The organism is Rhodococcus sp. Leaf247 (assembly GCF_001426185.1).
Classification (GTDB): Bacteria; Actinomycetota; Actinomycetes; order Mycobacteriales; family Mycobacteriaceae; genus Rhodococcoides.
Window position 1 is genome coordinate 203,197 of record NZ_LMRP01000002.1, and the last position, 25,338, is coordinate 228,534.

Below are 25,338 nucleotides of genomic sequence, written 5' to 3' on the forward strand. Positions count from 1 at the left end.
CCGGTCGTTGGGCCCACCGCGCCCCCTGGCGTGCTGAGAACGCAGGGACTGAGGTAGGCCCCCACCGGCCATATCCAACCTTATGGCCACAAGGTTGGATATGGCCCGGTCGTATCCAACCTTGTCGACGGTGTCGGACGTCGATGCCATTCTCGGCAGTGCCTGGTTCCCACGGCACAGGACCCCACTCCCGCCGACGACCCTTGTCGTGACCACCAGTTGCGATCGGAGAGGATGTTCCCGATGCCACCACGTAGACGCTCCACCACGACTCGCACCGTGAAGGCCGGGCAGAGCAGCGCAGCCCGGAAGTTCGCCGGCACTGCCAAGAAGCCGACCAAGCGCAGCGCACCCGCGAAGAAGACCGCAGCTCCGGACCTGCGCGTGCCCGACGCCGGTGAGCGCGTGTGGGTGCTGGACGTTCCCTTCGAGGAACGCTCCGCCGCGAGTGCTGCAGGAGCGCGCTGGTATCCAGGCCCACGAGTGTTCGCGTACTACGGCACCGAGCTGCCCGAGTACCTGCAGCCGTACGAGTCGATGCCCTACAGCCTGCAGCGGTGGCTCGAGGACGACGCCAACGAGACCTGGCGCCCCGAGACGGTGCATGCCCGTTCGCTGCTGCCTCGCGACACCCAGCTCGAATCGGTACATCGGCAGCTCACTGCCCTCGAGGAGGGCTTCCCCTACTTCGCGCAGATGGACTCCACCGGCTTGGGCAAGACCCTGTCGGTGTGCGAGGCGGTGCGGCAGATGTCTGCTGCCGAGATCGGCACCGTGCTAGTCGTCGCACCGAAGGGAGCGCTGCCGGGGTGGCGTCGGACGATCGCGGACAGCGAAGCCGATATCGAGCCCTCCGACCGTAAGCGCTGGCTTCTGGTCACGTACCAGTCGACGAAGAAGCTGCTGTCCGTCCCACCGGACACCGATCTAGGGAAACGCAAACGGACACAGAACAAACGAACGATCACGCTCGGCGAACTGCGATTCGACATCGACGTCGTCATCGCCGACGAGTGCCATGCGTTGATGAACATCGAATCGCAGCAGTCGCAGATCGTGTGGCGCTACCAGGAAGCAGCGCGGTCGGTGGTGTGGATGTCCGCGACCCCCGGCTACCAGCCGCTGCACTTCGCCTACATGGCACGAGCCATCGAGCAGTCGCGCGGCGTCGAGATCGTGGGTGACGACGACCAGCTCGGCTACGCCCTCACCGTGAAGTGGGCCAACTTCCTCGAAGAGTCCGGCTTCGCGATCAAGGCCGGCAAGGCGTCGACAGGGCTGGCCACATGGCGCTGGGAGCCAGAGAATGCTGCCCGTCGCGAGCGCGATATCGCTGCCGTGCACGGATGGTTGTCGGGAGGTGCTGTGCCGTGGTCGATCTCGCGGCCGTCCCCGCCCACGCCACGTGAACCGCTCGGGCAGGAGCTGACCGCCGCGCAGAAGCGGCTCTACAACTCCGCGTGGGTCGACTACCGCAAGGAAGTGGGTCTGCCGATGTGGAAGGTGTCCGGCGGCAAACGGGTGCTCCAGAAGAATCCGAGTGTGCGGGCCGCGACACTGCGGTTTCGTCAGAAGTGTTCGTACCTACGCATTCCCGCATCCGCCGACCAGGTGCGCACGTGGGTCAAGGCCGGCAACCAGGTGTTCGTGTCGATGTTCTACCGCGAGTCCGTCGCCGCCCTCGCCGACGACCTGCGCGAGGGCGGGCTTGCCGTTGCAGTAGTCGACGGCAGCATGAGCAGTCCGGAGCAGGAGGCCGAGATCCGGCGCTTCCAGACGGGTGACGCCACAGTCATCGTGTCCACCACCACGAGCGCCATCAACCTGCACACCAACGAGATGCTGCTGCCCGAAGGCACGACGTCCACTCTCGCGCCGCGGGTGACGCTGATCCACGACCCTCGGTGGACACCCATCGACATCCGTCAGATCGAGGGCCGCGCCAACCGCATCGACAAGGACCACAACCACACGACCTCCACCTGCTATTACGGCTACGCCGAGGGGACCGTCGAGGAGGAGATGGTGCTGACCGGAGTGGAGCGAATCGCCGACCTGGGATCGATCGTCGGGCAGGCTGATCTGATCGATCCAGAAGCGTTCCTGGCGGCTCGGGTTACTGCTGACAGCTAGTCATCATCCGGCAGTACATAGCTGTGGCAGATTGCTACACTAGGTGCACGACAACGAACGGAGCAGCTCATGGGTACGACGTCATCGCTACGGGTCGACGATGAACTGTATGCATCGGCGAAGCTGGTCGGCAGTGCGTCGAGCCGGAGCGCAGCCCAACAAATTGCACACTGGGCACTGGTCGGGCGTGAGATCGAGGCCTCACATCACATAGCCTCACGCGACATCGCCGGGGTATTGGCAGGTCGGCAGAACTACGACGCGCTCACCCCGCGAGAGCAGGCAGTCGTACGCGCGGAATGGTCCGAGCGAATCGACGCGATGTCAGAAGGCCTGGATCTGCGCAGCGAATTCGAGGCAGAAGGACGGGCCTTCGTCGAATGCGACGAAGACGGCGCTGTGATCGAGCATCGTCCCTGACGGAATGACCCGCGACCCGGTCCTGCACCTGCTTGCCGGCCCGAACGGCGCCGGCAAGAGCACCTTCTTTGCTCGGGTGCTGGCGCCCGTCACTCATCTTCCCTTCGTCAACGCCGACGAGATCGCTACCGAGAACTGGCCCGGTGACGAACAAGCGCACGCGTACGACGCATCGAGGTTGGCCGCCGAACAGCGGGTGGCCTTACTCGCACAGGCCGCGTCGTTCGTCACCGAGACAGTCTTCTCGCATCCGTCGAAGCTCGATCTGATCGAGACGGCGAACGAGGCCGGGTACCTCGTCACACTTCATATCGTCGCCATTCCGGTCGACCTGGCCGTAGCCCGCGTCGTCAACCGCGTCGAGATCGGCGGTCATTCCGTGCCCGAGGCAAAGGTCCGTGAGCGATACGTGCGCCTGTGGCCCTTGGTTCGATCCGCGATCGATGTCGTCGAAAATGCCCGCGTCTACGACAATACCAACGCAAGCAACCCCTTTCGCGTTATCGCTCGTTACGACCATGGTCGACTGGTTGGGGACCCGTCATGGCCGTCGTGGGCTCCCGCCGCACTGATGACCTGACACCTCAGCCACGCAGCGACACATGCAGACCATGCTCGGATGACGTGTGAATCGGATAGGCGTTGTCCGGGTGCGTCGTGTCCACCGCGGCGTTCGGGTACGCCTGAAGGAAGTCATGCACGAACACCGCGATCATCGACGACGCGAACGACTTGCCAGGGCACGATCTCGGACCCTTGCCGAAGGGGATCACCAGCGGGGCGACGTGATCCGTCGCGTGGGCGTCCAGTATCCGATTCGGATCGAATGTCGGACCGTGAACCGCGTGCGCGGCATGAATGTTCGGCATCACCAGCGTATTACGGTGCAGATCGACACTGCCGTCACCGAGCGCGATGCGGCAGTCGTCGATCACCCGCCCGTTGAACACGGACCCGGGGGTGTCGATGCGCAACGCTTCCATCACGCACGCACGAACCACTGCAGAATCACCCAGCGACTCGACGGGCACAGCTGAGAAGGCGTCCTTCCACTGCGTGTTGGCGGGATCGAGCAGATGCTTCAGCGTGGCGAGAATGGCCGTGCGCGTCGTGTCGACGCCGGCGATGAAGGACGTCGTGGTGTCGTCACGGACCATGTTCGACGAGAACCCCGAGATGCCGTGCAACCGCCTGATGTGGCCGGCAATGGTGTCGTCGAGCGGCATATCCGCCAGAACCGAGGCGTGCCGCACCAGCGTCCGAGTGTTGATTCGCATCCACCGCTGCTCCCGCGAAAACGTCCACCGTTGCAGCCGTGGCTCGACTCTCATGGCGTAGGTGTTCGCACAGCGTCGAAGGCGTAAGAAGTTGTCGTACATCGCATCTGCGAACGGCAGCGTCTTGTGGGCGCCGCTCTCGTCGACGTAGTCGATCACTGTCGTCGCCGCGTCACCCCACACTGCCTCTGCCACAGCAGCGCGGACGCACTCGGTGACGATCGGCCGCAGGTCGATGCTGTCGTCGTCCGCACGAACATGCGCCGGCAGTGCGCGCGTCATCGCTGCACGGGCGGACCCCGCGCTCGTCGCCACGATCATGTTGCGTTTGCGGTCACGGAAACGAGGCTGTTGCGCCGACGAGAACGTCAGCGCATCGGGGCTCAACTGACCGAACGAATACTGCGCGGCGGTGTCACGATCGATGTGCACACCGGCGATCTTCGGGTTGACGATCGCTTCGATGGCCCGGCGCGACACCGCGTACAGCTGCACTCGACTGCCACGCCAGGTACCGATGAAGTCGGACTCTCGATCGTCGACGAACAGGTAGTCGCGCGAGAGTTTCTTGCCGAACGCGTCGGACACTTTCTGTTCCGACGACAACGGCAACGGTCCGCCAATGAAACGGATTCCCTGCCGTTGGTAGCTGGCGCGCTGAGCGAACACCGACGCCACGCCACCACGCTCCTCGACAGGGCCGGCTCTGCCACGAACCGGACTCAGCGTGACAGTAGTACCCAGCAGGTCACTGCGCTTGGGATGGTTCACAACGAGTGACGGTCAACCTCACGGGACTGTCAGAAGGTCCAGTCCCGGAAACAATGTCTCGGAGAACGGCGCCGGGAACTGGCGGCTCTGCGTCACCACAACGGCGACCTGACCGGGTCCGGTATCTGCAACGACGTCGAGCGGGAGCCCTCGGGCGCCGGCATTCGGATCGACAGCCGAGAGATCCTCGGAGGCCCAGTGGCGGAAGTCGACGGCGCCGGCCGCTCCCGTCGAGAGATTGCGCCACTGCACCGTCATCCACCGGTAGTTGTACTGGTAGTAGTACGGCTTGATGTCGGCGGCGGAGAACCGGACCGAGCCCGGTCTCTCCCCCACCGTCGCCTTGATCGGCGTGGTCTGGATGAGCCCGCCGGGCACGCTGACCGGGCCGATCTCCAGACCCGTCACGACGGGCACCTGCAAGATCGACGTCTGGGGTGCAGCGGATGCCGTTCCCGCGCCCACCCCCAGTAACACCGGGATCGCGAGTGCCAAGGCCACTGCCGCTCGACGCGTTGTCTGTCGCATGGTCATCACTCTGGCACCGTCAGGCAGAAAACGACCGATCGTTTTGTGACTGTTACCGAGTCTTGATGGCTCATCCCAATCGGGGGTGTACGAGTTGGGGTCTGAAGCCGCCGGTCTCGAGCAGGCTTCGGGCGATGTAGTTGGTCAGGTTGCGGAACCCGAGTGCGGAGCCGCGCAGGTGTTCGAGCCGTCCGTTGAGCGCCTCGGTCGGCCCGTTGCTGGTGCCGGGTCGTTCGAAGTAGGCGAGCACGTCGGCGGCTCGCTTCTTCAGGGTCCGGCCCAGGGTGGTGAGCTCGGTGAGCACCTTGGGGACGCCGGCGCTGAGGTCGGTGATCAGCTTCTCCATGAGCTCGCGGCCACGTTGCCGGTCCTCGTGGCGATAGGCGGCGATCATGCGCTGGTAGACACCCCAGGTCGCCTCGACCTCGACGTGAGCGTCATCAACGAACAGCGCGCGTAGCCTGTCGCTCTGCTTGTCGGTAAGCAGGTCCGCGCCGGTGTGCAGCGTGCGCCGCGACTTGTAGAGCGGGTCGTCCCTGAACCCACGGTGCCCGTGGATCGCGAGTTGGACCCGGCGCCGACACCTGTCGAGGGCGTCACCGGCCAGGCGCACGACGTGGAAGGGATCCATCATCGTGACCGCGTCCGGGATCTCCTCTGGCCTCCTCGTGATCGGCCCGTCGGGGATCGTCAACGTGGTGCGGGTGTCGAGGCGATCGGGTCCGACGGCTCGGCGGGGCGCGATCGTCTCGTGCGTTGGCGGACTACGGGAGCTTGGACGCGAGGACGTCGGCCGCCAGGATCTCGGGTGCTGCGCCGAGGAGGTGCTGGTTGGCCATCAGGGCTGCGACGATGGCGCCGTTGGCGTGGGCGTCGCGAGCGGCCTCGTCGGGGAATGCATCGAAGATCCAGAAGGTGTCGGCGTGGGTCCTAGCCGCGAACCAGACAATCGTTCCTACCTCTTCGTTGGCGAGTGCGACAGCGCCGGCGAGCAGATCGGCGAGCGCGTCGTGCTGTCCATCGGCCGCGACGATCTTGGCGACGAAGGCATACGGAAGTGATGCGGGTGTGGACATGAGGGGTTCTCCTTGAAGTCGGGGTTCTTCGTGGGGCGAGTTCAGCGTATGACGAGCGAGGGCCGGTGGGGAGTGGCGTATACGACAGTATTGCTATTGTTCGCGCCATGCGTATCGGACTGATCGCGATCGACGGCTGCTTCGGTTCGGCTGTCGCGTCGGTCATCGACATCGTGCGGGTGGCCGACGGAGCCCGCGGCGATGTCGACCCGCGGATCGACCCGATCGAACTCGCCATCCTCGGACCGAAACGGCGAGTGACCACGACGGCATCGATGACCCTGTCGGTAGACCACCCGCTGTCGGAGTCCGGAGAGTTCGACGTGGTCGTCGTCCCTGCGCTTGGAACCCTCACGGCCGCCGCTACCAACGACGCCCTCCAGAGCCGAGATGCACGTTCGGTCATCGCCTCACTCGGGCGCCTCGACGACGCGACCACCCGGATCGCCGCGGCGTGCACCGGCGTGTTCGCCGTCGCCGAGACTGGACGGATGCATCATCGGCGGGCGACGACCAGCTGGTTCCTGGGGCCGGAGTTCCTGAAGCGCTATCCGACCGTCGCCCTCGATCTCGACACCATGGTCGTGGTCGACGGGAACCTCGTCACCGCCGGCGCCGCGTTCGCCCACATCGACCTCGCGCTCTCACTCGTGCGATCGATCAGCCCCGACCTGGCCCAACATGTCGCCAAGCTCCTCATCATCGACGAGCGTCCGTCGCAGGCGGCCTTCGTCGCCTACGAACATCTCCGGCACGAGGACCCGATCGTCGTCGAGTTCGAACGCTTCGTGCGCGCCCGCCTGGACGAACCGTTCAACGTCGCCTTCGTCGCGCAGTCGCTCGGCACCAGCCGGCGCACCCTCGAACGACGAGTCCGTGCGGCGCTCAACCTCACTCCGCTCGGCTTCGTCCAACGGCTTCGCATCGAACGAGCTCGGCACCTCTCAGCAACCACGGACCTCACCTCCGCCGAGATCGCGCTACGGGTCGGCTACGCGAACGCCGAGACTCTGCGCTCCCTCCTGCGCAGGGAGCGACGCCGTTCCTGACCTATCGCCATGCCTGTAGCCGGTGTCCTAGCGCTCGGTTGGAACCACCTCTCAGCACGTCGCGTCGACGCTCCTGCGTCGCCCCTGGACGACCCACTCGACACGCCCGCAGCACAGGCCATGTGACGTGCCCCGGCTTCCCGGACGGTCGGGGTTGGGTGGCTGTGATGTCGCTGCGTTCTCGTCGAGGGGGTCAGCAGACCCGATCAGGGTCGATTGGGATGAGCCGCGAAGGCGGTCAGGTCAGGGCGGCCGAAGCCGGCCGGCGGGGTAGCGTCGGACACGTCGAGGTCTTTCGGATGGATGGCGTAGGAACCTCCATCGTCGGGAGACCTCGACGTCTATCTGCGGACCGACGCGCCCGGCCGACCTACACCGTCATCTGGGAAGAGCCGTCTTGATGTCTGCCGACCGCTTGCGGGCGACTGCTTGGATTGGAGTTCCCTGATGAAACAGCAGCGTCCACCCAGCATCTACCCTGCGCCACCACGAGCTTCGGCGCGCGTGACGATCCTCATGCCAGGTCTCGTAGGTCACGTGAACTATGTCGTCGGCGATCCTCCGGCCGTTGAAGTTCGCGCTCTTGATGGGCTCGGACTCGGGCGCGTCGATCAGCGCCGCAATCATCTCGCGCCGCGTCCACAGCCGACCCGACGCGCCGATCTCCTCGAACGACGGGTCGAGCAGTCGGTCGAGTTCAGTTTGCGATGAGCGCGTCGCCGGATCGAGTAGTGCCTTCTCCAGACCGATCACGTGCTCGATCGCCATGTCTCTCATCACATGATCGTGGACTATCGACCCCGGTTTCCGGGGGCTGGATTCCACTATCAGGTCCTGTCGTACGCCGGCCGTACTCTCCGAGCACACGATCCTGGGGGGGACCTGATGAGTAAGAGCCAACGTAGGGCCAAGGCCGAAAAGCGCACGGCGCAAAGACGGCCGGCATTGTGCTGGCACGACGTGCTGAAACGTTTCGCCGAATGGTTGGTGAACTCGGGCTGCACCACAGACCCGTTGGCGGCATATTCGACGGCGATGGCAGTCGACCGATCCAGGCGCGAACACGACATCCTGGTCGCGGGATCCGACATACCACTGGAGTTGTTCGACACAGACGTGTACGCCGACGACTGCGGACACACACCGTGGTCACCCGACGACACTGTCGATGCGCTCGATCTCTTCGCGAGATTCTTTGTAGAAGAACGTGTTTCGACGACACAGACAAACGACCTCGCGGAGATGGTCGGGGTTTCCCCGCCACGCATGGCACCGGTCCCGCGACGTCGCTCGGCACCCCTCGGTCCGACCACCCTGACGTCTCACGTCCGGCGGGTTGCTGCCTGGTGCGAAGACAACGGCAGCGTTCCCGACCCCTGCTTCGCACACCCGCGCTCGAGCAGGCAGCTTCGAGACGCCCTCGGCCCGACCGGTGAAGGCGACACCCTCAGCGAACTGCTATCGACGGTGACGTACCAGGTGGTTATCGCGACCGCGTTGGGAGTGGGCGTCCTGCGCAACGAGGATCGAACACTTCGAGCAGGAGACGCGTTCGATCACTGGCTCTCGGCACCGAGCGAGGAGTGGCGACGCCGAAGTCTCGTCGAGGCCTATATCGCGTGCCTGGAACCCGTTGTCGCACCAGACGGAGCCTCGTTGCAGCGCGAGATGACCGCAGCATGCGCCGCACTATGGTTCATCCTCGTTCGTTCCCTGGTCGACGACCCGGCACATGACGGCGAAGCTTTCGACACGGGCATCGACACCGACGTCGAGAAAGTCAGCGCGTGGGTGTTCGTGCGACTGGCCACCATGGTCGACCTCGGACTGATCGTCCCGGTGAACGGACAGTTCTGTGTTCCGGACTCTCACGCGCCGGCACTTATCGAGGCGCTCGATCGTCGTCATCTCGACACGTCGACGCCGGCGGATCTCGAGCGTCGATCCTGATCGTGGACTTCAGACCCCGGATTCCGGGGCCCAAAGTCCACAAACGACTCTGGCCCATGCACGACGCGCGTGCATGGGCCAGAGGGCCGTGAACTACTTGGTCGCAGACTCCAGAGCCTGATTGAACGTCTTGCTCGGACGCATGATCGACGTCGCCTTCTCGGGATCCGGGTAGTAATACCCGCCGATGTCGACGGGCTCACCCTGCGCGTCGCCGAGCTCCTTGACGATGGCCTCTTCCTGATCGGCCAGCGTCTTGGCGAGCGGCGCGAAGTGCTTGGCCAGCTCCTCGTCCTCGGTCTGGTTCGCCAGCTCCTGCGCCCAGAACTTGGCCAGGTAGAACTGGCTGCCGCGGTTGTCGAGCTCGCCGGTGGTGCGCGACGGGCCCTTATTCTCCTCGAGCAGCTTGCCGGTCGCGGCGTCGAGGGCCTTGCCCAGGACGTTCGCCTTGCCGCCGGTCTTCTTGCCCAGGTCTTCGAGGCTCACGGCCAGCGCGAGGAACTCACCGAGCGAGTCCCAGCGAAGGTGGTTCTCCTCGATGAGCTGCTTGACGTGCTTCGGCGCAGAGCCGCCGGCTCCCGTCTCGTACAGTCCGCCGCCGGCCATCAGGGGAACGATGGACAGCATCTTGGCGCTGGTGCCGAGCTCGAGGATAGGGAACAGGTCCGTGAGGTAATCACGGAGGATGTTGCCGGTCGCGGAGATGGTGTCCAGGCCACGGACGACGCGCTCGAGCGTGTACCGCATCGCGCGGACCTGCGACATGATCTGAATGTCGAGGCCCTCGGTGTCGTGATCCTTCAGGTACGTGCGCACCTTCTTGATCAGCTCGTTCTCGTGGGGGCGGTACGGGTCGAGCCAGAAGAGCACCGGCATCTTCGAGTCGCGCGCACGGTTCACGGCGAGCTTGACCCAGTCCTGGATCGGCGCGTCCTTGACGATGCAGAGGCGCCAGATGTCGCCCTTCTCCACGTTCTGCGTGAGCATGACCTCGCCGGTCGCCACGTCGACGATGTTCGCGACGGCGTCCTCTTCGATTTCGAAGGTCTTGTCGTGCGAGCCGTACTCCTCGGCCTTCTGCGCCATGAGGCCGACGTTGGGAACGGTGCCCATGGTCGTCGGGTCGAACTGGCCGTTCGTCTTACAGAAGTTCACCATCTCCTGGTAGATGCGGGAGAAGGTCGACTCCGGGTTGACGGCCTTGGTGTCCTTGGGACGGCCGTCGGCTCCCCACATCTTGCCGCCGGCGCGAATCATCGCGGGCATGGAGGCGTCGACGATGACGTCGCTGGGCGAGTGGAAATTGGAGATGCCGCGTGCCGAGTCGACCATGGCCAGCTCGGGCCGGTGCTCGTGGCACTTGTGCAGGTCCTCGACGATCTCGTCGCGCTTCGACGCCGGAAGGGTGTCGATCTTGCTGTAGAGATCGGAGAGGCCGTTGTTGACGTTGACGCCGAGCTCTTCGAAGAGCTCGTTGTGCTTGGCGAAGGCGTCCTTGTAGAAAACGCGCACCGCGTGACCGAAGACGATGGGGTGCGAGACCCGCATCATCGTGGCCTTGACGTGCAGGGAGAACATGACGCCGGTCTCGTAGGCGTCCTGCATCTGCTCTTCGTAGAACTTGTCCAGCGCCTTGGCGCTCATGAACATGCTGTCGATGACGTCGCCGTCGGTCAACGAGACCTTCGGCTTGAGGACGACGGTCTTGCCGCTCTTCGTCTCGAGTTCCATCCGGACGTCGCGGTCGCCCTCGACGGTCATCGACTTCTCACCGTGATAGAAATCGCCCTCGCGCATGTGTGCGACATGCGTGCGCGACGCCGGCGACCACTCGGTCATGCTGTGCGGGTGCTTGCGCGCGTACTCCTTGACGGCCTTCGGCGCGCGGCGGTCGGAGTTGCCCTCACGGAGGACCGGGTTGACGGCGCTACCGAGGCACTTGGTGTAGCGGTCGCGGATCTCCCGCTCCTCGTCCGTCTTCGGGTTGCCCGGGAAGTCGGGGATCTTGTAGCCCTTGTCCTGCAGTTCCTTGATCGCGGCGTGCAGCTGCGGTACCGAGGCACTGATGTTGGGGAGCTTGATGATGTTCGTGTCGGGGAGCTGCGTCAGCTTGCCCAGCTCGGCCAAGTTGTCCGGCACCCGCTGGCCCTCGTCCAGGTAGTCGGGGAACTCGGCGAGGATGCGACTGGCAACGGAGATGTCGCTCGACTCCACCTCGATCCCGGCTGCGCTGGCGAAAGTGCGGATGACCGGCAGGAACGCGTGAGTCGCCAGCATGGGCGCCTCGTCGGTCAGGGTGTAGATGATGGTCGGCTTTTTCTCAGTCATTGCAGGTCTTGCCTCGTTTTCCGTCTGCTCGACGTCGTCTGTCCTTGTGGGCTCGGAGACAACTTTAGTCGTGCAGGGCTGTGTTGTGGCGACCCCGGTAGGACCGGCTCGCTGTGCGCTGCGGCATAGCTGACCAGCGCGGGAGGCAAATAGTGAAGCTACTGATGGGTAACCTCGTGAACCGGTCGGCGCTGCCTGCGTCGAACCGGTTGCCGATGACGTCACTCGAGTCGAGGATCGTGCTCAACGCGTCCATGGATCCTGAACTGTGTCGTTCTTCTCGGCGAGATCACCGGCCAAGGTGGGATCCGCAGGAGTATCCAAAACATCCTCGATATCGGAGTAGTGATTCCAGGGCTTAGTGGAGACAGAACCGAGCACGGCTCCCGGCCGACCGACGGTGTCCATACCGCGAAGTAGCACTTCTGCTGCTCAGCCTCGGAGATGCCAGAATGCACATCAGCAGGGAATTATGTAACTCGGATCCGTCGTCTCATCGAGCCATTTCCCGTACGACCCTCCGGCCGACGCGTTGACGGCAGCGCACACCTCGGACTCGGTGCGACCCGCGATGCGGTACACCGCATAGATCGCATTCCCTTCGGCAGTCGCTTGCCGAAGGGACGGGCACGCGTTGTCGGTCCGCAGGTACCGAGCACCCGGATTCTGCGAGAGCTGGGTCGCAACCTCCTGCTCGTACGAACCCGGCGCGGTCGCCGAGTACAGCACGACGATTCCAGTCCCATCACACGACGGGACTGTCATCGGGGTGTTCAGGCCGAGATCACCGCGGACAGCGCCGCCCTGCTGTTCACTACCATCGGGTGCAGGTACAGAGGCAGCCGAAGACTGTCCGACCCATCGTGCGAGCTCGTCACCCAGTGCGCCGTTGTAGCGGATAGAGGTAATAGGCGGACCCGTCACGTCGAACGCGACGACACCTTTGACGCGATCACCCACCGATACAGTTCCCGCAGGCAATTGACCGTCGACCGCACCGAGCTCTGGCTGGTACGTGGTTCCGTCGGACGCCCGCGCAGTGAAGTACAGCGGGTTCACGTTCGTTGTGCCCTCGACGCCTTCGAGCGTGACGGTGATCTGTTGCAGATCACCGGATACGGGGAGGCCGAACCGCGACGGTTGCGCGGGCGACAGCGACTCCACCGTGACCCGCGTAGTCACCCGACCGCCCACAACTTCTTGAGCGGCACCTATCGGAACCGCCTCGTCAGAAGGACGAGCAGCTGTCGTCTGTTCGACGGACGTGCCCTCCGCAGGAGCAACGCTGGCGGAGCCACTAACACTCTGACCGCAACCCGTGAGCGCTACCGCAACGAGCACACAAGCGCTCATCCACCAGGCCACAAGGTGCCGCTCGCCGGTCGCGGAGCGAAGCTGAGTCACCACGCGTCAGCCGCCAGACGCTGGCCGGCGGTCGAGGCCAAACTCGTTATCGCGTCGGTCAATTCGGCTTGACTCTGACCGCCCGAGAGTCCCGGAGTAGCAGGCACCGAGGACATGGTGACGCTGAAACCGACCGTTCCCACGGACCACGCCGCCTCGACCAGACCGAGTTCGTCGTTGACGATGGCATTGCCGCCTTCCAGGTCGATCAGACGGCCCGAGGCCAGCAGGAAATCGTTGGTAGCCAGCTCCGCTGCCGCGACGTCGGACGCCGCCGCGTTCGCGTCTGCAAATTCCGTCGCGGTGAACCCGACCTCACCTTCTGCGGTCGAGCACACCCAGGACGCGGTTGCTCCATCCGCAAGATACGAGGTGGGATCGTCGGTCACATCGCCGAGGATTGCATTGAAACCGTTGCGAGTGAGCGCATCACCATCGACCAGTGCGCACGCGTCGCGGCGCCGTATGTCCGATGCGGCGGCAAGAGACGACTCTCGCTGCTTTCGGTAGTCAGCGAGGGAGCCGTCCGGGTCCGGAAATTCGACACCGCCTGGACACTGATCGATGTACGACGTCGCACCGGCCGGCGTATCGGTACGCCCGTCGACACCGGTGAGTGGTTGTCCTGAGTACATGACCCAGCACGGCCTGCCTGTCCCGTAGATGTCCTGATCGGACTCGGGGGTCCAGTCGAAAGCTGTCACATCGAAGTCTGCGGAGTTGGCATACCCGTAGCAGTACGCAGCGGTCGTCTCGCTCAGGTACTCGTCGACGCATTGGTCGGTCAACGCGAGGATGTCCTCGTAGTCGACGTTGTCCGCGACGAAGCGGATGTTCGTCTGCCCACCCTTGTTCTCCTTGGTGACGGACTCGGTCCGCACCATCGATCGGTCGAAGCGGGGTCCGGACTGCCCTTCGGACGAAGCCGGCGTACTCGCCTCGGAGGCCGCGGTGGTCTCTGCAGCGTTCTCGTTCGACGGCGATCCACATGCGGTGAGCATCATGCCCACTGCAATCACCGACACTGACGCTCGAATGACGTTCATCGACCTACCCCCGCTCGAAACACGATCACTGCGGCCGACATCGGGCCGCAGTACGCCTCTTTGTCGCGTCTGTCCCGTATGCCGTTACACCGCCTTCGGCCGCCTCGGGAGGCGGGACGACACGGGATACGCCAGACTTCCACCGTGTCGACGACCGAGAGACCACGCGTCCCCCGTTCCGGCATCGTCGGCGGCACGTTCGCCTTACTCGGCGCCCTTTACTTCGCGCAGGGGTTGCCCTTCGGCTTCTTCACTCAGGCACTGCCCGTGGTGTTGCGGCAGTCCGGCTACTCCCTGGTCGCGATCAGCGCGAGCGGAGTGCTGTTCGCGCCGTGGGCATTGAAGTTCCTGTGGGCACCGTTTGTCGACAGGTACGGGAGTCGACGACGGTGGCTGCTCTCACTCCAACTCGGCGCAGCGGCTGTCGCGCTGGTGCTGGCCTGCCTCGACCTCACGTCCGGCCTGCAGTGGCTGTTCCTCGGAATCGCCGTCGTGAACGTTCTCTTCGCGACGCAGGACGTCGTCACCGACGGGCTCGCCGTGCGACTGCTCGACGCACGCCACCGAGGTGTGGGCAACGGGATCCAACTCGGGGCGTACCGCATCGGCATGATCGTCGGCGGCGGCGTTCTGCTGTGGTTGTTCTCGTTCGCGGGATGGCGAGCACTGTTCGTCGCGATGGCCGCGTTGATCGTGGCGTCCACGATCCCGGTCCTCCTGCTCCGGACTCAACTCGACAGGGCGGATGTGCGACCCGCGGAGTCGACGACCGCCGTCCGCCTCGCCGGGACGTGGTGGGTTCGCCTGCGCCGACCGGGTGTCCCGGCCTTCATCGGCCTGATCGCCGCCTACAAGTTCGGCAACTCGATGGGGTCGGCCCTCGTCGGTCCGTTCCTCTCCGACCTCGGGCTCACCCTCGGACAGATCGCGCTTCTCGACGGCGGAGTCGCCTCGGGCTCCGCGCTCGCCGGTGCCGCACTGGGTGCCTGGTACGCGACGCGCTTCGGCCGACGACGTGCCCTGCTCGTCGCCGGTATCACCCAGACCCTCGCGCTCGGCTTCTACGTCGCCGCGGCACTCGACATCGGCGGGATCGCCCTCGTGGTGACCGCCAGCGTCTGCGAGCACGTATTCGGCGGCGCCGCGACCGTCGTGCTCTTCGCCCTCATGATGGATGCCTCTGAACGTGTCTACGCCGGAACCGATTACACCCTTCTGGCGTGCGCCGTCGTCTTCTCGCAGGGCATCGCCGGACTCGCTGCAGGCGTGGTCGGCCAAGCCTTCGGTTACGCCGCGATGTTCGGGACGGGCCTCGTCCTGTCCGGGCTGGGGTGCACGCTCCTGCTCTGGGCGCTGAAGAAGGGCATCGGGCCCGTGCAGTTGGGCGAGTCGGGCGTCATGGCCCCCGACGGGGGCTGACCTCGGCCGCCGTAGTGTCGAACCATGGCAGTGCGCGCGGGTGTGGTGGTCACGGGTAGCGAAGTTCTGGCCGGGCGGGTCAGCGACCGCAACGGTCCCTGGGTGGCTCGGGAACTCCTGCAGATGGGCGTCGATGTCGCCCATCTGACGGTGTGCGGTGACCGGCCGGCCGATCTGACCGCCCAGGTCCAGTTCCTCGCCGACCAGCACGTCGACCTCATCGTCACGACTGGAGGCCTCGGCCCGACTGCGGACGACCTCACCGTCGAGACCGTCGCCGCGCTCTACCGGCGCGAGATGCACCTCGACGTCGAACTCGAAGGCCGCATCACGGCCATCGTCGAGCGCTGGCGCAGCCGCCTCGGTAGCGTCGCCGACTCCGAGCCGCTGCGAGTGGGGGTGCGCAAGCAGGCGATGGTTCCTGCCGGAGCGCAGTCGATCTCGCCGACGGGCACAGCACCGGGCGTGGCAATGGCCGACGACTCGGGCACCCTCCCCACGGTCCTCATCCTTCCGGGACCGCCCTCCGAACTGCAGTCGATGTGGCCGGAAGCGATAGAGAGCGCACCCGTCGCCGCAGTGCTCGCGCGGAGGACGTCGGTCACCGAGGACACCATCCGGGCCTACGGATTGTCGGAGGCCGACCTGGCCGCGACCTTGCGTACCGCAGAGAGCTCGATTGCCGGGTTCGGCGATCTGGCGATCACCACCTGCCTGTCGCGCGGCGAACTCGAGATGGTCACCCGCTACGAGGAGTCCGCGGCCGCCGCCTACTCCGACGTGTTGGCGCTCATCAAGCAACACCATGGCGCGCAGATCTTCTCGACCGACGGGTCCACCATCGACGACATCGTGGCGACTCGATCCGGTGGCCGCCGCATCGCGACGGCGGAATCGTGCACCGGCGGCATGATCGCTGCACGGCTCACCGATCGGGCAGGCTCGTCGGCCTACGTGGTCGGCGGTGTGGTGTCGTACGCCAACGAAGTGAAGATCGGCTCACTCGACGTTCCCGCCGCCTTGATCGAGGAGCACGGCGCCGTCAGCGAACCCGTGGCCGCCCGCATGGCCGAAGGAGCGCTGCACCGCGTCGGCGCCGATGTCGCCGTCTCCACCAGCGGTGTCGCGGGGCCGGGTGGGGGAACGGAGAGCAAGCCCGTCGGCACCGTGTGCTTCGGCATCGCTGTGACGGGCCGACCGACCGTCACGCGGACGCTGCGGCTACCCGGTGATCGTGCGAGTGTCCGAGCGCTCTCGGTCACCGTCGCGATGCACATGCTCGCGGACGCACTGAGCGACGCCTGAGAGTCGATGGACACGACCCCTGCACTCCCCCGCTGGCAGTTCGCGTCGGATGATCTCCTCACGCGATACGTCGGGGTCACCGACGAGGACATGCGCGGCTGGTCCATCCACACCCACCATGTCGACGGCACATCTGACATGTCGCCGTTCACTCAACACCCTGCCGTTGTCGACGACACCGGTCGAGTGTTCTTTCACGACGACGGGCCGACGCAGGTGTGGGCCGCAGAGATCGATGCCGCAGCCTTGCTGATCAGTCTCGAAACGCCGACCGGCGTCCTGCTCGAGGTCGACCAGTGGGACGCGATGACCGCGTGGCTCGTCGAGTCGATACAGGACGAACCCGCCGGGCTCGTCATCGATCTCGGACCCAACACCGACGTCCCCGACGACGAGCTCGACGACATTGAGCTCATCACCGCGCAGATGCACCGCCTCGACGACGGGGTGGTGATGGTGCGCCGGTCGCGCCGCATCCTGCACACGCTTCGCTTCGCCGACCATTCGGTGCAGGGATTAATTCTCGACAGATGGCACCACGACGGGCATTTCGACGACTGCACCGACGGGTACCTGTTCAGTCGCGATCTCGCACTCGCGGCCGGTGCGTGCGTTGCGTGGGTGCGTGATGCGGGTGGTGTCGAGGCCGCCGATCGGCTCGGGTGTTCGTTCGACTTCGCGGACGAGCTACCCGGGCAGGCATGACGTCCTGCAATCAGGTCACGCTCGGTGTCACGTATTTCGAACAGGTGGGCGGAGCCAGGCTCCTTAGAGGAGTTCTCAGAGGGGAAACGTGGTCGTCGCGAGATCCTGTCGCTACGGCGACCGTCATCCACGTCCTGTGATGCGCAGTCCCCGCCACCCAGCCGCAGCGGACGCCAGGGCCCCGGCTGCTCCCCCGATCACCGGATAACTCCACCAAGGAACCGGAAGCCCATTCCACCATCCAGAGCCGGCGTGATCGAGCGTCAGGGTGGTCGAGTAGCTCCTCGTCATCTCGACGCCACGCAACGGCGCGTAGGCGCCGTCGTAGATCACCTCGCTCTGATCACGATAAAGTGCGAACCCCTCGACACCCAGGAAAACCAAGCCGATCACGACGCCCGCAAGGGCGCCCCACAGAACGAGAATGCGCACGCAGCACCTTAACCGGCGCCACGCCGTGCGCGGCTTCTCTACGCCGCAGCGGTCGTACCTCGACAGTAGGAACGGCTCGAGTCAGCCCATGTGAACCGCGGTGTCGCCGGCCGGCAGGTCGGTCTTGCGGGCACGAACCAACACCAGGACGATCGGGGTGATCAGGATGACCATGATCGCCGCTGCCGCGAACGCGTGCGCGTATCCGGAGACCTCCGCGGAGAACATGTAGTCGATCGTGGAGTTGATGAAGTTGCGGATCGGTTCCGGCAGGGCAGCGAGCTCGGAATCGGACGGCAGGGTCTGCGACGCCAGGGCCTCCGGGGGCACTCCGGCGGGTGGCACGGGCGCGATGTTCGACGACAGGTAGGACGACTTGGCGGACGTGTAGATCGTGGTGAAGACGGCGGTTCCCAAGGCGCCACCGATCTGCAAGGCCGCGTTGACGAGTGCGCTGGCAGCGCCGGCGTCGTGATCGGCGACCCCGATGAGGGCCACGTTCTGCATCGGCACCATGAGCAGACCCAGCCCGAGCCCGAGGAGCATCACTCCGGGAAGCACGTGCGTCCAGTACGAGGTGTCGACGCCGATCTGAGTAAGCAGGACCAGACCGATGGCCGAGATGACGGGGCCGGCAGCCATCAACGGCTTCGGTCCCACGCGAGGCATCAATGCGGACGCTGCGGCGGCGGTGATCATGATGCCGCCGGTCATGGGGAGGGAAGCGACTCCGGCCACGACGGGGCTGAATCCGAGCACGATCTGGAAGTAGAAGGTCAGGTACAAGGTGCCACCGAGAAGGGCGGCGCCGATGATGGCCGAACCGAGGTAGGCGGACCCACGGTCTCGGTCCAGCAGGACGCCCAGCGGCAGAAGCGGATTGGCCGAGCGGGACTCGACGACGACGAACGCGGCCAGTAGAACGATGCCCAGCGCGATGAAGCTGAGGGTCGAGACGTTGGACCAGCCGTCTTCAGCCTCGGTGAACCCGTAGACCAGTGAGCCGAGGCCGAGGGCGACCAGAACTGCGCCGGGAACGTCGTACCGCGTGTCGCCCTCAGCCTTGCTCTCCTTGACCAAAGGGATCGCGGCGGCGGCCGCGAAGATCGCGACGGGAACATTGACCAGCAGGCACCAGCGCCAGTTGGCGTACTCGGTGAGCACGCCGCCGAGCAGCAGGCCTACGGCAGCGCCGCCACCGGCGATGGCACCGAATACACCGAACGCCTTGGCTCGTTCCTTCTCGTCGGTGAACGTAGTGGTCAGGATGGCAAGCGCAGCGGGGGCGAGCAGGGCGGCGAAGACGCCCTGGCCGGCACGGGCGATGAAGAGCTGGTAGCCCTCCTGCGCCAGGCCACCGATGGCCGAGGCGATCGCGAATCCCGCCATGCCGACAAGGAAGGACCGCTTGCGGCCCCAGTAGTCGGCGATGCGGCCACCGAGCAGCAGCAACGCACCGAACGCGAGCGCGTAGGCGGTGATGACCCACGCGCGGCTGCTGTCGCTGATGCCCAGGTCTTCCTGCGCCTGCGGCAGAGCGATGTTCACGATGGTCGCGTCCAGCACGATCGTCAGCTGAGTGATGGCGACGATGCACAGCACGAGCCAACGACGCTCGTAGTTCGGATTGGCGTCGTTCTCTGACGACACGATGTCGGGCGTGCTGGTCACGGGCGTGCCTCGGTCCTGGGAAAGGTAAGCGGTGGAATGTCTGTTCGACGATTCGAAAATGTACCGTTGCGGTCCGACACGGTCAAACGAACTAGTTGGTTGGCGTAGGATTCAGCCTGTGAAGTCGGACACCCCCATCTCCCCCGCCGCCTCTGACACGCGTGAACGAATCCTCGATGCCGCACGCCGCGAGTTCGCCGAGCACGGCCTCGCCGGCGCTCGCGTCGACCGGATTGCACTGGCGTCTCGCTCCAGCAAAGAGCGCCTGTACGCGTACTACGGCGACAAGGAGCGGCTGTTCGGCGCGGTACTGGACCACGGTTTCCGGCGGTTCGTCGAGTCCGTGCACTTCACCCCACGCGATCTACCCGGGTACTCCATGGATGCCTTCACCCGCCTCGCGAGTGAGAAGGACGAGCACCGGATGCTGCTCTGGGCGCAGTTGCAGGGCCATCTCCCCGCGCGCGAACACGCCGAGGTGATGAGTGAGCGTGTTCGCGAGGTCGAGCAGGCTCAGCGCGACGGATACGTCGACTCCCATTGGAGTGCAACCGATCTGATGACGTTGATTTTCGGTGTGCTGTTCAGCTGGTTCACCACACCGGACCTCGACCAGCAAGCCCATCGGCGGTGGGACGACGACGAGATCGCGCGGCATCGTCTCGTCGTCGGCGAGGCGGTCAGGAGATTGGCGGAGCCGCGGGTAGAACGGTGATCACCCCGATCGAAGGAGCCCCGTGACCGTGTCCGATGAACGCCGTCTGATGGCTATTGCCGCAGTAGCCGGCATCGCCCAGAACGCCATCGCGATCCCCTACGTCCGAGAGCACGGCACTCGCTCGGTGGCAGACTTCTTCGTCGGCAAGATCTGGTCGACGGTGCCCGGCAAGTTCGCGATGGTCGATCTGATTCTCGTCGTCGTCGCGTTCCACGCGTGGGCACTGCCGGAGTCGGGTCGACTCGGGATCCGCCGATGGTGGTGGGCAACGCTATTCATGACCTTCACCGTGGGGATCGGCACTGCGATCCCCTTTTTCCTCGCTGCACGGGCTCGGGCGTTGCGGCTGGCGACCTGACGGAGTTCCCGCGCGGGAAGACGTGCCCCCGCTGCACAGCATTCCGCGTAGAGACTCGTTCTCGACAGATGACACCAACGACCCGCGTGTCGACGACTGCACCGACGGGTGCCTGATGATCGCCTCGACCGCCCTTGCCGCGGGGTTGCCGCCGTACATAACCAACCCCGACGACTACATCCGACTGGACAAGCTGCTGCAGATTGTCCCCGTCGCGCGCCCGCGACTCCGCACGAGAGCAGGCAGTGACGGGTGGTCGACTCCCTGCTGCACAACCACGTTCACCCCATCGCCACGAGATCCCGGTACCTCTCCACCATCGTCCCGATCACCTGATCCCCATCCGCCGCCCAGACAGCCGCGTTGAAAATCTCCACCTCTACGTCACCGCGGTAGCCGGCCTCCTCGACCCATTGCCCTATGGTCGCGAAGTCGATCACCCCGTCGCCCATCATCCCGCGGGACAGGAGGGGGTCGGCTTCCATCGGCACCAACCAGTCACACACCTGGTACGAGCTGATGCGGCCACGCTCCCCCGCGGTCTTGATCTGCGCCTCGAGGTCGGGGTCCCACCACACATGGAACGTGTCGACGACGACGCCCACCGCCTCCACCGAATGCGGCTCCGCCATGGCCAGTGCCTGACCCAGCGTCGAGATCACCGCTCGATCGGCCGCGAACATCGGGTGCAGCGGCTCCAACGCGATCCGTACACCTCGCTCCAGCGCGTAGGGCACCAACGCGGCGAGCCGCTCGGACACCCGTGCCCGCGCACCGATCAGGTCGCGATCCGGGATTCCGCCCATCACCATCACCAACTCGGGAGCCCCTAGCTCGGCGGCCTCGTCGAGTGCGCGACGGTTGTCGTCGAGCCCGTCGTCGTCGATGGCCGAGAGAAAGCCACCGCGGCACAGGGTCGACACCCGTAGCCCGGCATCGGAGATCATCTTCGCCGACTCCGTCACCCCGGCTTCCTGCACGCGGTCACGCCACGGCCCGATAGCACCGAGCCCCGCCCGCGCCGCGCCCTCGACGGCCTCCTTCAGGGTCCAGTTGTTCACCGTCTTGGTGTTGAGAGACAGGCGCTCGAGACTCATGCCGACACCCCGTTCAGCTCCAGGTACACGCCCACCCGATGCACGGCAAGGGCCGGATCTGTAAGCAGCCCAGCACGATCCGCCAACACGAACAGTTGCGTCAGATGCTCCACACTGCGACCCGACGCCAATCCGCCGACCATCGAGAAGCCGGCCTGCTTCCCGTTCAACCACGACAGGAACGCGATGCCCGTCTTGTAGTAGTAGGTGGGCGCCGCGAATATATGCCGGCCCAGCTCTTGAGTCGACTGCAGAATCTCCTCGGCCCGAGCCGAGTTGCCGCGATCGAGCTCTTGCAACGCCGTGGACGCCGCGGGGTAGATGCCGGCGAAGATGCCGAGCAGCGCATCCGAGTGGTGCTCACCGTCGCCCATGATGAGCTCCGGATAGTTGAAGTCGTCCCCGGTGTACAGACGAACTCCGTCGGGCAGAGCTGCGCGCAAGGCGATCTCGTGCTGAGCATCCAGCAGCGACACCTTCACACCGTCGACCTTGGCAGCGTGCGCCTCGATCAGTTCACGGAACGTTGCGGTCGCCTCGTCCACGGACGCGCTCCCCCAATAGTCCTCGAGCGCAGGGTCGAACATCGTTCCGAGCCAGTGCAACACGACGGGCTCGTCGACTTCGTCGAGCAGCGTCGAGTAGACGGACAGGTAGTCGTCGGGTGACGACGCCACCCGCGCCAGCGCACGCGAGGCCATGATGATCACCTTCGCGCCGGACTCCCGCACCACGCTGATCTGCTCACGGTAGGCGTCGAGGACACGGGCGAGACCCTCCCGACCTGACGGCAGCGTCGTCAGGTCGAGCTGGTCCGTTCCGGCACCGCAGGCGAGCAGGCCGCCCACCCGTGCAGCCTCGGCACCCGATCGTCGGATCAGCTCAGCGGTCGCGGCCCAGTCGAGGCCCATGCCGCGCTGCGCGGTGTCCATCGCGTCGGCGACACCGAGGCCGTAGGACCACAGCTCGTGCCGGTAGGCGAGGGTGGCGTCCCAGTCGATGTCGGCCGGTGCGCCCGGAGTGTTGTCACCCGTCGCACGCGGAATGACATGTGCCGCGGCGTACGCGATGCGCGAGGTGATCGGAGAAGCGGGCTTCGTCCACTCACCGGGCTCCCCCAGCTCGTACGAGCCGTGGCCCGGCAACGCGATGGTCAGGCGCGAGTCGACGGCGGTCACAGCGAGATCTCCGGCACGTCGAGGCGGCGGCCCTCCGCGGAACTGCGCAGGCCGAGCTCTGCGAGCTGCACACCGCGCGCGGCGGACAACAGTCCGTAGCGGTGGGGGCGCTCGGCGATGACGTCGCGCAGGAACTCCTCCCACTGAAGCTTGAAGCCGTTGTCCAGATCGGCGTTGGCCGGAACGTCGAGCCACTGGTCGCGGAAGGGTTCGGTGACGGGCAGGTCGGGATTCCACACCGGCTTGGGGGTGTGCGAGCGGTGTTGGGCGACGCAGTTACGCAGCCCTGCCACCGCGGAGCCATGAGTGCCGTCCACCTGGAACTCGACCAGCTCGTCGCGGAACACACGCACGGCCCACGACGAGTTGATCTGCGCGACAACCCCGTTCTGCATCTCGAAGATGCCGTACGCGGCGTCATCGGCGGTGGCGGCGTACTCGTTGCCCTGCTCGTCCCACCGCGTCGGGATGTGGGTGGTGGCCTTGGCGGTGACGGTCTCAACCTTGCCGAGGATGCCCTCGAGCACGTAGTTCCAGTGACAGAACATGTCGACGACAATGCCGCCGCCGTCCTCGGCGCGGTAGTTCCAGCTGGGTCGTTGCGCGGGCTGGCCGTCACCCTCGAAGACCCAGTAGCCGAACTCGCCACGCAGGGAGAGGATGCGTCCGAAGAAGCCCTCGTCGACCAGTCGCTTCAGCTTCACCAGTCCGGGAAGGTAAAGCTTGTCGTGGACGACGCCGGCCGTGACGCCCGCGTTCTGTCCGATGCGGGCCAGTTCGATGGCCTGGGTCAGCGTCTCGGCAGTCGGCTTCTCCGTGAAGATGTGCTTGCCGGCCTTCATCGCCGACGACAGTGCCTCTGCGCGACGCGAGGTCACCTGGGCGTCGAAGTAGATGCCGATCGACGCATCGTCGATGACCGACTGGGCGTCGGTCGTGTACTCGGCGATGCTGTGCTGAGCGCAAAGTTCCTGCAGCTTCGCCTCGTTGCGACCGACGAGCACCGGCTCGACCTGGACGCGCGAGCCGTCCGCGAGCAGCAAACCGCCGGCGTCACGGATCGGGAGGATGGAACGCAGAAGGTGCTGACGGTAGCCCATGCGACCGGTGACGCCGTTCATGGCGATGCGCAGGGTTCGGGTGGGGTGTGACATCGAATGGCCTTTCTGACTGCTCGGCAGTCAGGTCTGAAAATGCACGACCAAGAGGGGAACGAGGCGCGCGAGGGCCTCGGGAGACGGTGCGGCGGAAAGTCCTGCACGCGTCGAGGGGCAAGTCAGCTTCGGAATGCGCTTTCCAAGCTATGCTGTCGAGGTCGATCGGTCAACAGGTACCGGCAGACCGCAACGATTTCGTGGGGGTGGCGAGCATGGCGGCAGTGCGATTGCGTGACGTGGCAGCAGCGGCCGGCGTCTCCCAGGCGACGGCATCACGGGTGCTGAACGGCTCGTCGAGAGTGCCCGGCGAGGGCGTTGCCGACCGAGTACGCGCCGCCGCAGCCGATCTCGGCTACATCGCGAATGCCCAGGCCCAGGCGCTGGCGCGCTCGTCGACGGGGCTGATCGGTCTCGTCGTGCACGACGTCGCCGATCCCTACTTCTCCTCCATCGTCCGCGGCGTGCAGAACGAGGCGCGCGACGCCGGCAAGCTCGTATTGCTCGCGAGCACCGAGCGCGACTTCGCCATCGAGCGGCAGTCGGTGAGCACGTTCATCTCTCACCGTGCCGACGCCATCATTCTTGCCGGATCGCGGCAGAGCGGCGACCTCGACCGCGCCCTGGAACGCGAGTTCGAGGCCTATCGGGACAACGGTGGCCGCGTCGTCGTCATCGGTCAGCCTATGCCGTTCGGAGCGGCCGTCGAGCCCGAGAACCATTCTGCATCAGCAGCATTGGCCGAAGCGCTGTACGAGCACGGCCATCGGCGATTCGCGATCATCGGCGGCCCGGGCAACATCCGCACGTCCGCGGACCGTCGCAACGGATTCGTCGAGGCACTCTGCCGTCACGGCATCACCCCGGAGATCGAGGTGGCCGGCGACTTCTCCCGCGACGGCGGATACAGCGCAGCACGACGCCTCGCGGCGGCCTTGGAACTCACGCCCGGTCACGGCGCTCCTCCGTGCGTCTTCGCAGTCACCGACGTCATGGCCATCGGAGCCATTGCCGCGTGGCGTGAGCTGGGCCTGAGCGTCCCCGACGACGTCTGCGTCGCGGGTTTCGACGACATCCCCACCCTGCGAGACCATGTCCCGAGCTTGTCGACGGTCGCGTTGTCGCTCGTCGACATCGGCGAGCGCGCCGTGCGACTCGCGCTCGACCCGTCCGACCGCGCCCTCGACGCGCATGAGTACGCACCGGGAACGGTCGTCCTGCGCGCAAGCAGCGCCCTGAGCAGGTAGTTGTCCGTTTTCCTTGACACTGTGGGCGCGATCACATTAGATTCGGCCGCAGCTTCGGAAAGCGCATTCCAG

At 65.5% G+C, this 25,338-nt stretch carries 23 protein-coding genes and 1 pseudogene; 11 read left to right on the plus strand and 13 right to left on the minus strand.

Features of this window, described 5'->3' with window-relative positions; translation table 11 throughout:
• Positions 1–243: 243 nt before the first annotated feature.
• The 3 genes from ASG64_RS10420 to ASG64_RS10430 all read left to right on the plus strand — a co-directional run bounded on the left by ASG64_RS10420 (position 244) and on the right by ASG64_RS10430 (position 3,133).
• Entirely contained in the window at positions 244–2,133 is a 1,890-nt protein-coding gene (locus ASG64_RS10420; protein WP_235579569.1) for a helicase-related protein, read from the plus strand.
• Between the two features lie 69 nt (positions 2,134–2,202).
• Positions 2,203–2,553, plus strand: a complete 351-nt coding sequence (locus tag ASG64_RS10425; RefSeq protein ID WP_052493090.1) for a TA system antitoxin ParD family protein — start codon at positions 2,203–2,205, stop codon at positions 2,551–2,553.
• 4 nt (positions 2,554–2,557) lie between these two features.
• Positions 2,558–3,133, plus strand: a complete 576-nt coding sequence (locus ASG64_RS10430; RefSeq protein WP_056073380.1) for a zeta toxin family protein — start codon at positions 2,558–2,560, stop codon at positions 3,131–3,133.
• Between the two features lie 4 nt (positions 3,134–3,137).
• On the opposite strand, the gene ASG64_RS10435 is transcribed toward ASG64_RS10430, so the two are convergent.
• The 4 genes and pseudogenes from ASG64_RS10435 to ASG64_RS10450 form a co-directional block, all read right to left on the minus strand.
• Positions 3,138–4,601, minus strand: coding sequence for a cytochrome P450 (locus ASG64_RS10435; protein WP_156388345.1), 1,464 nt, complete (start codon positions 4,599–4,601; stop codon positions 3,138–3,140).
• Positions 4,602–4,619: 18 nt separating this feature from the next.
• Positions 4,620–5,129: a hypothetical protein gene (locus ASG64_RS10440; protein ID WP_056074308.1), complete on the minus strand. Its 510-nt coding sequence runs from the start codon at positions 5,127–5,129 to the stop codon at positions 4,620–4,622.
• A 70-nt stretch (positions 5,130–5,199) separates the two neighbouring features.
• A pseudogene (locus tag ASG64_RS10445) lies at positions 5,200–5,799 on the minus strand (transposase); the annotation flags it as partial.
• A gap of 94 nt (positions 5,800–5,893) precedes the next feature.
• Positions 5,894–6,205, minus strand: a complete 312-nt coding sequence (locus ASG64_RS10450) for a putative quinol monooxygenase (protein ID WP_006247389.1) — start codon at positions 6,203–6,205, stop codon at positions 5,894–5,896.
• Positions 6,206–6,312: 107 nt separating this feature from the next.
• Here ASG64_RS10450 and ASG64_RS10455 point away from each other — a divergent pair, with 107 nt between their 5' ends.
• Positions 6,313–7,254: a GlxA family transcriptional regulator gene (locus ASG64_RS10455; RefSeq protein WP_027504856.1), complete on the plus strand. Its 942-nt coding sequence runs from the start codon at positions 6,313–6,315 to the stop codon at positions 7,252–7,254.
• A 378-nt stretch (positions 7,255–7,632) separates the two neighbouring features.
• Here ASG64_RS10455 and ASG64_RS10460 read toward each other — a convergent pair whose 3' ends face one another.
• A complete protein-coding gene (locus ASG64_RS10460) occupies positions 7,633–8,022 on the minus strand; it encodes a nuclear transport factor 2 family protein (protein ID WP_056073389.1) in 390 nt (129 codons plus the stop codon).
• A 711-nt stretch (positions 8,023–8,733) separates the two neighbouring features.
• Between ASG64_RS10460 and ASG64_RS21580 the strand changes: the two genes are divergently transcribed.
• On the plus strand, positions 8,734–9,204 hold the full coding sequence (locus tag ASG64_RS21580) for a hypothetical protein (protein ID WP_156388346.1): 471 nt from the start codon (positions 8,734–8,736) through the stop codon (positions 9,202–9,204).
• A gap of 93 nt (positions 9,205–9,297) precedes the next feature.
• On the opposite strand, the gene ASG64_RS10470 is transcribed toward ASG64_RS21580, so the two are convergent.
• The 3 genes from ASG64_RS10470 to ASG64_RS10485 form a co-directional block, all read right to left on the minus strand.
• Positions 9,298–11,532 carry an NADP-dependent isocitrate dehydrogenase gene (locus ASG64_RS10470; RefSeq protein ID WP_056073395.1) on the minus strand — a complete coding sequence of 745 codons (2,235 nt, stop codon included), beginning with the start codon at positions 11,530–11,532 and terminating at the stop codon, positions 9,298–9,300.
• Positions 11,533–11,991: 459 nt separating this feature from the next.
• A complete protein-coding gene (locus ASG64_RS10480; protein ID WP_156388347.1) occupies positions 11,992–12,885 on the minus strand; it encodes a DUF1942 domain-containing protein in 894 nt (297 codons plus the stop codon).
• A 47-nt stretch (positions 12,886–12,932) separates the two neighbouring features.
• On the minus strand, positions 12,933–13,982 hold the full coding sequence (locus ASG64_RS10485) for a hypothetical protein (RefSeq protein WP_056073404.1): 1,050 nt from the start codon (positions 13,980–13,982) through the stop codon (positions 12,933–12,935).
• A gap of 144 nt (positions 13,983–14,126) precedes the next feature.
• Between ASG64_RS10485 and ASG64_RS10490 the strand changes: the two genes are divergently transcribed.
• The 3 genes from ASG64_RS10490 to ASG64_RS22255 are packed head-to-tail and all read left to right on the plus strand — an operon-like array spanning position 14,127 to position 17,411.
• A complete protein-coding gene (locus ASG64_RS10490; protein WP_056073407.1) occupies positions 14,127–15,401 on the plus strand; it encodes an MFS transporter in 1,275 nt (424 codons plus the stop codon).
• Positions 15,402–15,425: 24 nt separating this feature from the next.
• Complete coding sequence (locus tag ASG64_RS10495) at positions 15,426–16,706, plus strand: competence/damage-inducible protein A (protein ID WP_056073410.1); 1,281 nt, start codon at positions 15,426–15,428, stop codon at positions 16,704–16,706.
• Between the two features lie 6 nt (positions 16,707–16,712).
• Positions 16,713–17,411 (plus strand): hypothetical protein, encoded by a 699-nt coding sequence (locus tag ASG64_RS22255; protein ID WP_327212893.1) that lies wholly within the window; start codon positions 16,713–16,715, stop codon positions 17,409–17,411.
• A 123-nt stretch (positions 17,412–17,534) separates the two neighbouring features.
• Here the strand turns inward: ASG64_RS22255 and ASG64_RS10505 are convergent, their stop codons facing one another.
• Positions 17,535–17,843 carry a hypothetical protein gene (locus ASG64_RS10505; RefSeq protein WP_056073413.1) on the minus strand — a complete coding sequence of 103 codons (309 nt, stop codon included), beginning with the start codon at positions 17,841–17,843 and terminating at the stop codon, positions 17,535–17,537.
• A gap of 81 nt (positions 17,844–17,924) precedes the next feature.
• Positions 17,925–19,514, minus strand: a complete 1,590-nt coding sequence (locus tag ASG64_RS10510) for an MFS transporter (protein ID WP_056073416.1) — start codon at positions 19,512–19,514, stop codon at positions 17,925–17,927.
• A 118-nt stretch (positions 19,515–19,632) separates the two neighbouring features.
• On the opposite strand from ASG64_RS10510, the gene ASG64_RS10515 reads away from it, so the two are divergent.
• Positions 19,633–20,229, plus strand: a complete 597-nt coding sequence (locus tag ASG64_RS10515) for a TetR/AcrR family transcriptional regulator (protein ID WP_056073419.1) — start codon at positions 19,633–19,635, stop codon at positions 20,227–20,229.
• A gap of 49 nt (positions 20,230–20,278) precedes the next feature.
• A complete protein-coding gene (locus ASG64_RS10520; RefSeq protein WP_056074310.1) occupies positions 20,279–20,590 on the plus strand; it encodes a DUF2834 domain-containing protein in 312 nt (103 codons plus the stop codon).
• 281 nt (positions 20,591–20,871) lie between these two features.
• Here the strand turns inward: ASG64_RS10520 and ASG64_RS10525 are convergent, their stop codons facing one another.
• Genes ASG64_RS10525 through ASG64_RS10535 form a run of 3 tightly spaced genes read right to left on the minus strand, consistent with a single transcriptional unit; the run spans position 20,872 to position 24,019 of the window.
• Positions 20,872–21,687 (minus strand): sugar phosphate isomerase/epimerase family protein, encoded by an 816-nt coding sequence (locus tag ASG64_RS10525; protein ID WP_056073422.1) that lies wholly within the window; start codon positions 21,685–21,687, stop codon positions 20,872–20,874.
• On the minus strand, positions 21,684–22,865 hold the full coding sequence (locus ASG64_RS10530) for a dihydrodipicolinate synthase family protein (protein WP_082518383.1): 1,182 nt from the start codon (positions 22,863–22,865) through the stop codon (positions 21,684–21,686). The genes ASG64_RS10525 and ASG64_RS10530 overlap by 4 nt, the downstream gene beginning before the upstream one ends.
• Entirely contained in the window at positions 22,862–24,019 is a 1,158-nt protein-coding gene (locus tag ASG64_RS10535; protein ID WP_056073426.1) for a Gfo/Idh/MocA family protein, read from the minus strand. The genes ASG64_RS10530 and ASG64_RS10535 overlap by 4 nt, the downstream gene beginning before the upstream one ends.
• A gap of 215 nt (positions 24,020–24,234) precedes the next feature.
• Here ASG64_RS10535 and ASG64_RS10540 point away from each other — a divergent pair, with 215 nt between their 5' ends.
• A complete protein-coding gene (locus tag ASG64_RS10540) occupies positions 24,235–25,266 on the plus strand; it encodes a LacI family DNA-binding transcriptional regulator (RefSeq protein WP_056074312.1) in 1,032 nt (343 codons plus the stop codon).
• Positions 25,267–25,338 lie beyond the last annotated feature (72 nt).

Coding starts and splice junctions, on each gene's coding strand:
- ASG64_RS10420 (WP_235579569.1), top strand. CDS start 244: ATGCCACCACGTAGACGCTCCACCACGACTCGCACCGTGAAGGCCGGG.
- ASG64_RS10425 (WP_052493090.1), top strand. CDS start 2,203: ATGGGTACGACGTCATCGCTACGGGTCGACGATGAACTGTATGCATCG.
- ASG64_RS10430 (WP_056073380.1), top strand. CDS start 2,558: ATGACCCGCGACCCGGTCCTGCACCTGCTTGCCGGCCCGAACGGCGCC.
- ASG64_RS10440 (WP_056074308.1), bottom strand. CDS start 5,129: ATGCGACAGACAACGCGTCGAGCGGCAGTGGCCTTGGCACTCGCGATC.
- ASG64_RS10450 (WP_006247389.1), bottom strand. CDS start 6,205: ATGTCCACACCCGCATCACTTCCGTATGCCTTCGTCGCCAAGATCGTC.
- ASG64_RS10455 (WP_027504856.1), top strand. CDS start 6,313: ATGCGTATCGGACTGATCGCGATCGACGGCTGCTTCGGTTCGGCTGTC.
- ASG64_RS10460 (WP_056073389.1), bottom strand. CDS start 8,022: ATGGCGATCGAGCACGTGATCGGTCTGGAGAAGGCACTACTCGATCCG.
- ASG64_RS10470 (WP_056073395.1), bottom strand. CDS start 11,532: ATGACTGAGAAAAAGCCGACCATCATCTACACCCTGACCGACGAGGCG.
- ASG64_RS10480 (WP_156388347.1), bottom strand. CDS start 12,885: ATGAGCGCTTGTGTGCTCGTTGCGGTAGCGCTCACGGGTTGCGGTCAG.
- ASG64_RS10485 (WP_056073404.1), bottom strand. CDS start 13,982: ATGAACGTCATTCGAGCGTCAGTGTCGGTGATTGCAGTGGGCATGATG.
- ASG64_RS10495 (WP_056073410.1), top strand. CDS start 15,426: ATGGCAGTGCGCGCGGGTGTGGTGGTCACGGGTAGCGAAGTTCTGGCC.
- ASG64_RS22255 (WP_327212893.1), top strand. CDS start 16,713: ATGGACACGACCCCTGCACTCCCCCGCTGGCAGTTCGCGTCGGATGAT.
- ASG64_RS10520 (WP_056074310.1), top strand. CDS start 20,279: ATGGCTATTGCCGCAGTAGCCGGCATCGCCCAGAACGCCATCGCGATC.
- ASG64_RS10525 (WP_056073422.1), bottom strand. CDS start 21,687: ATGAGTCTCGAGCGCCTGTCTCTCAACACCAAGACGGTGAACAACTGG.
- ASG64_RS10535 (WP_056073426.1), bottom strand. CDS start 24,019: ATGTCACACCCCACCCGAACCCTGCGCATCGCCATGAACGGCGTCACC.
- ASG64_RS10540 (WP_056074312.1), top strand. CDS start 24,235: ATGGCGGCAGTGCGATTGCGTGACGTGGCAGCAGCGGCCGGCGTCTCC.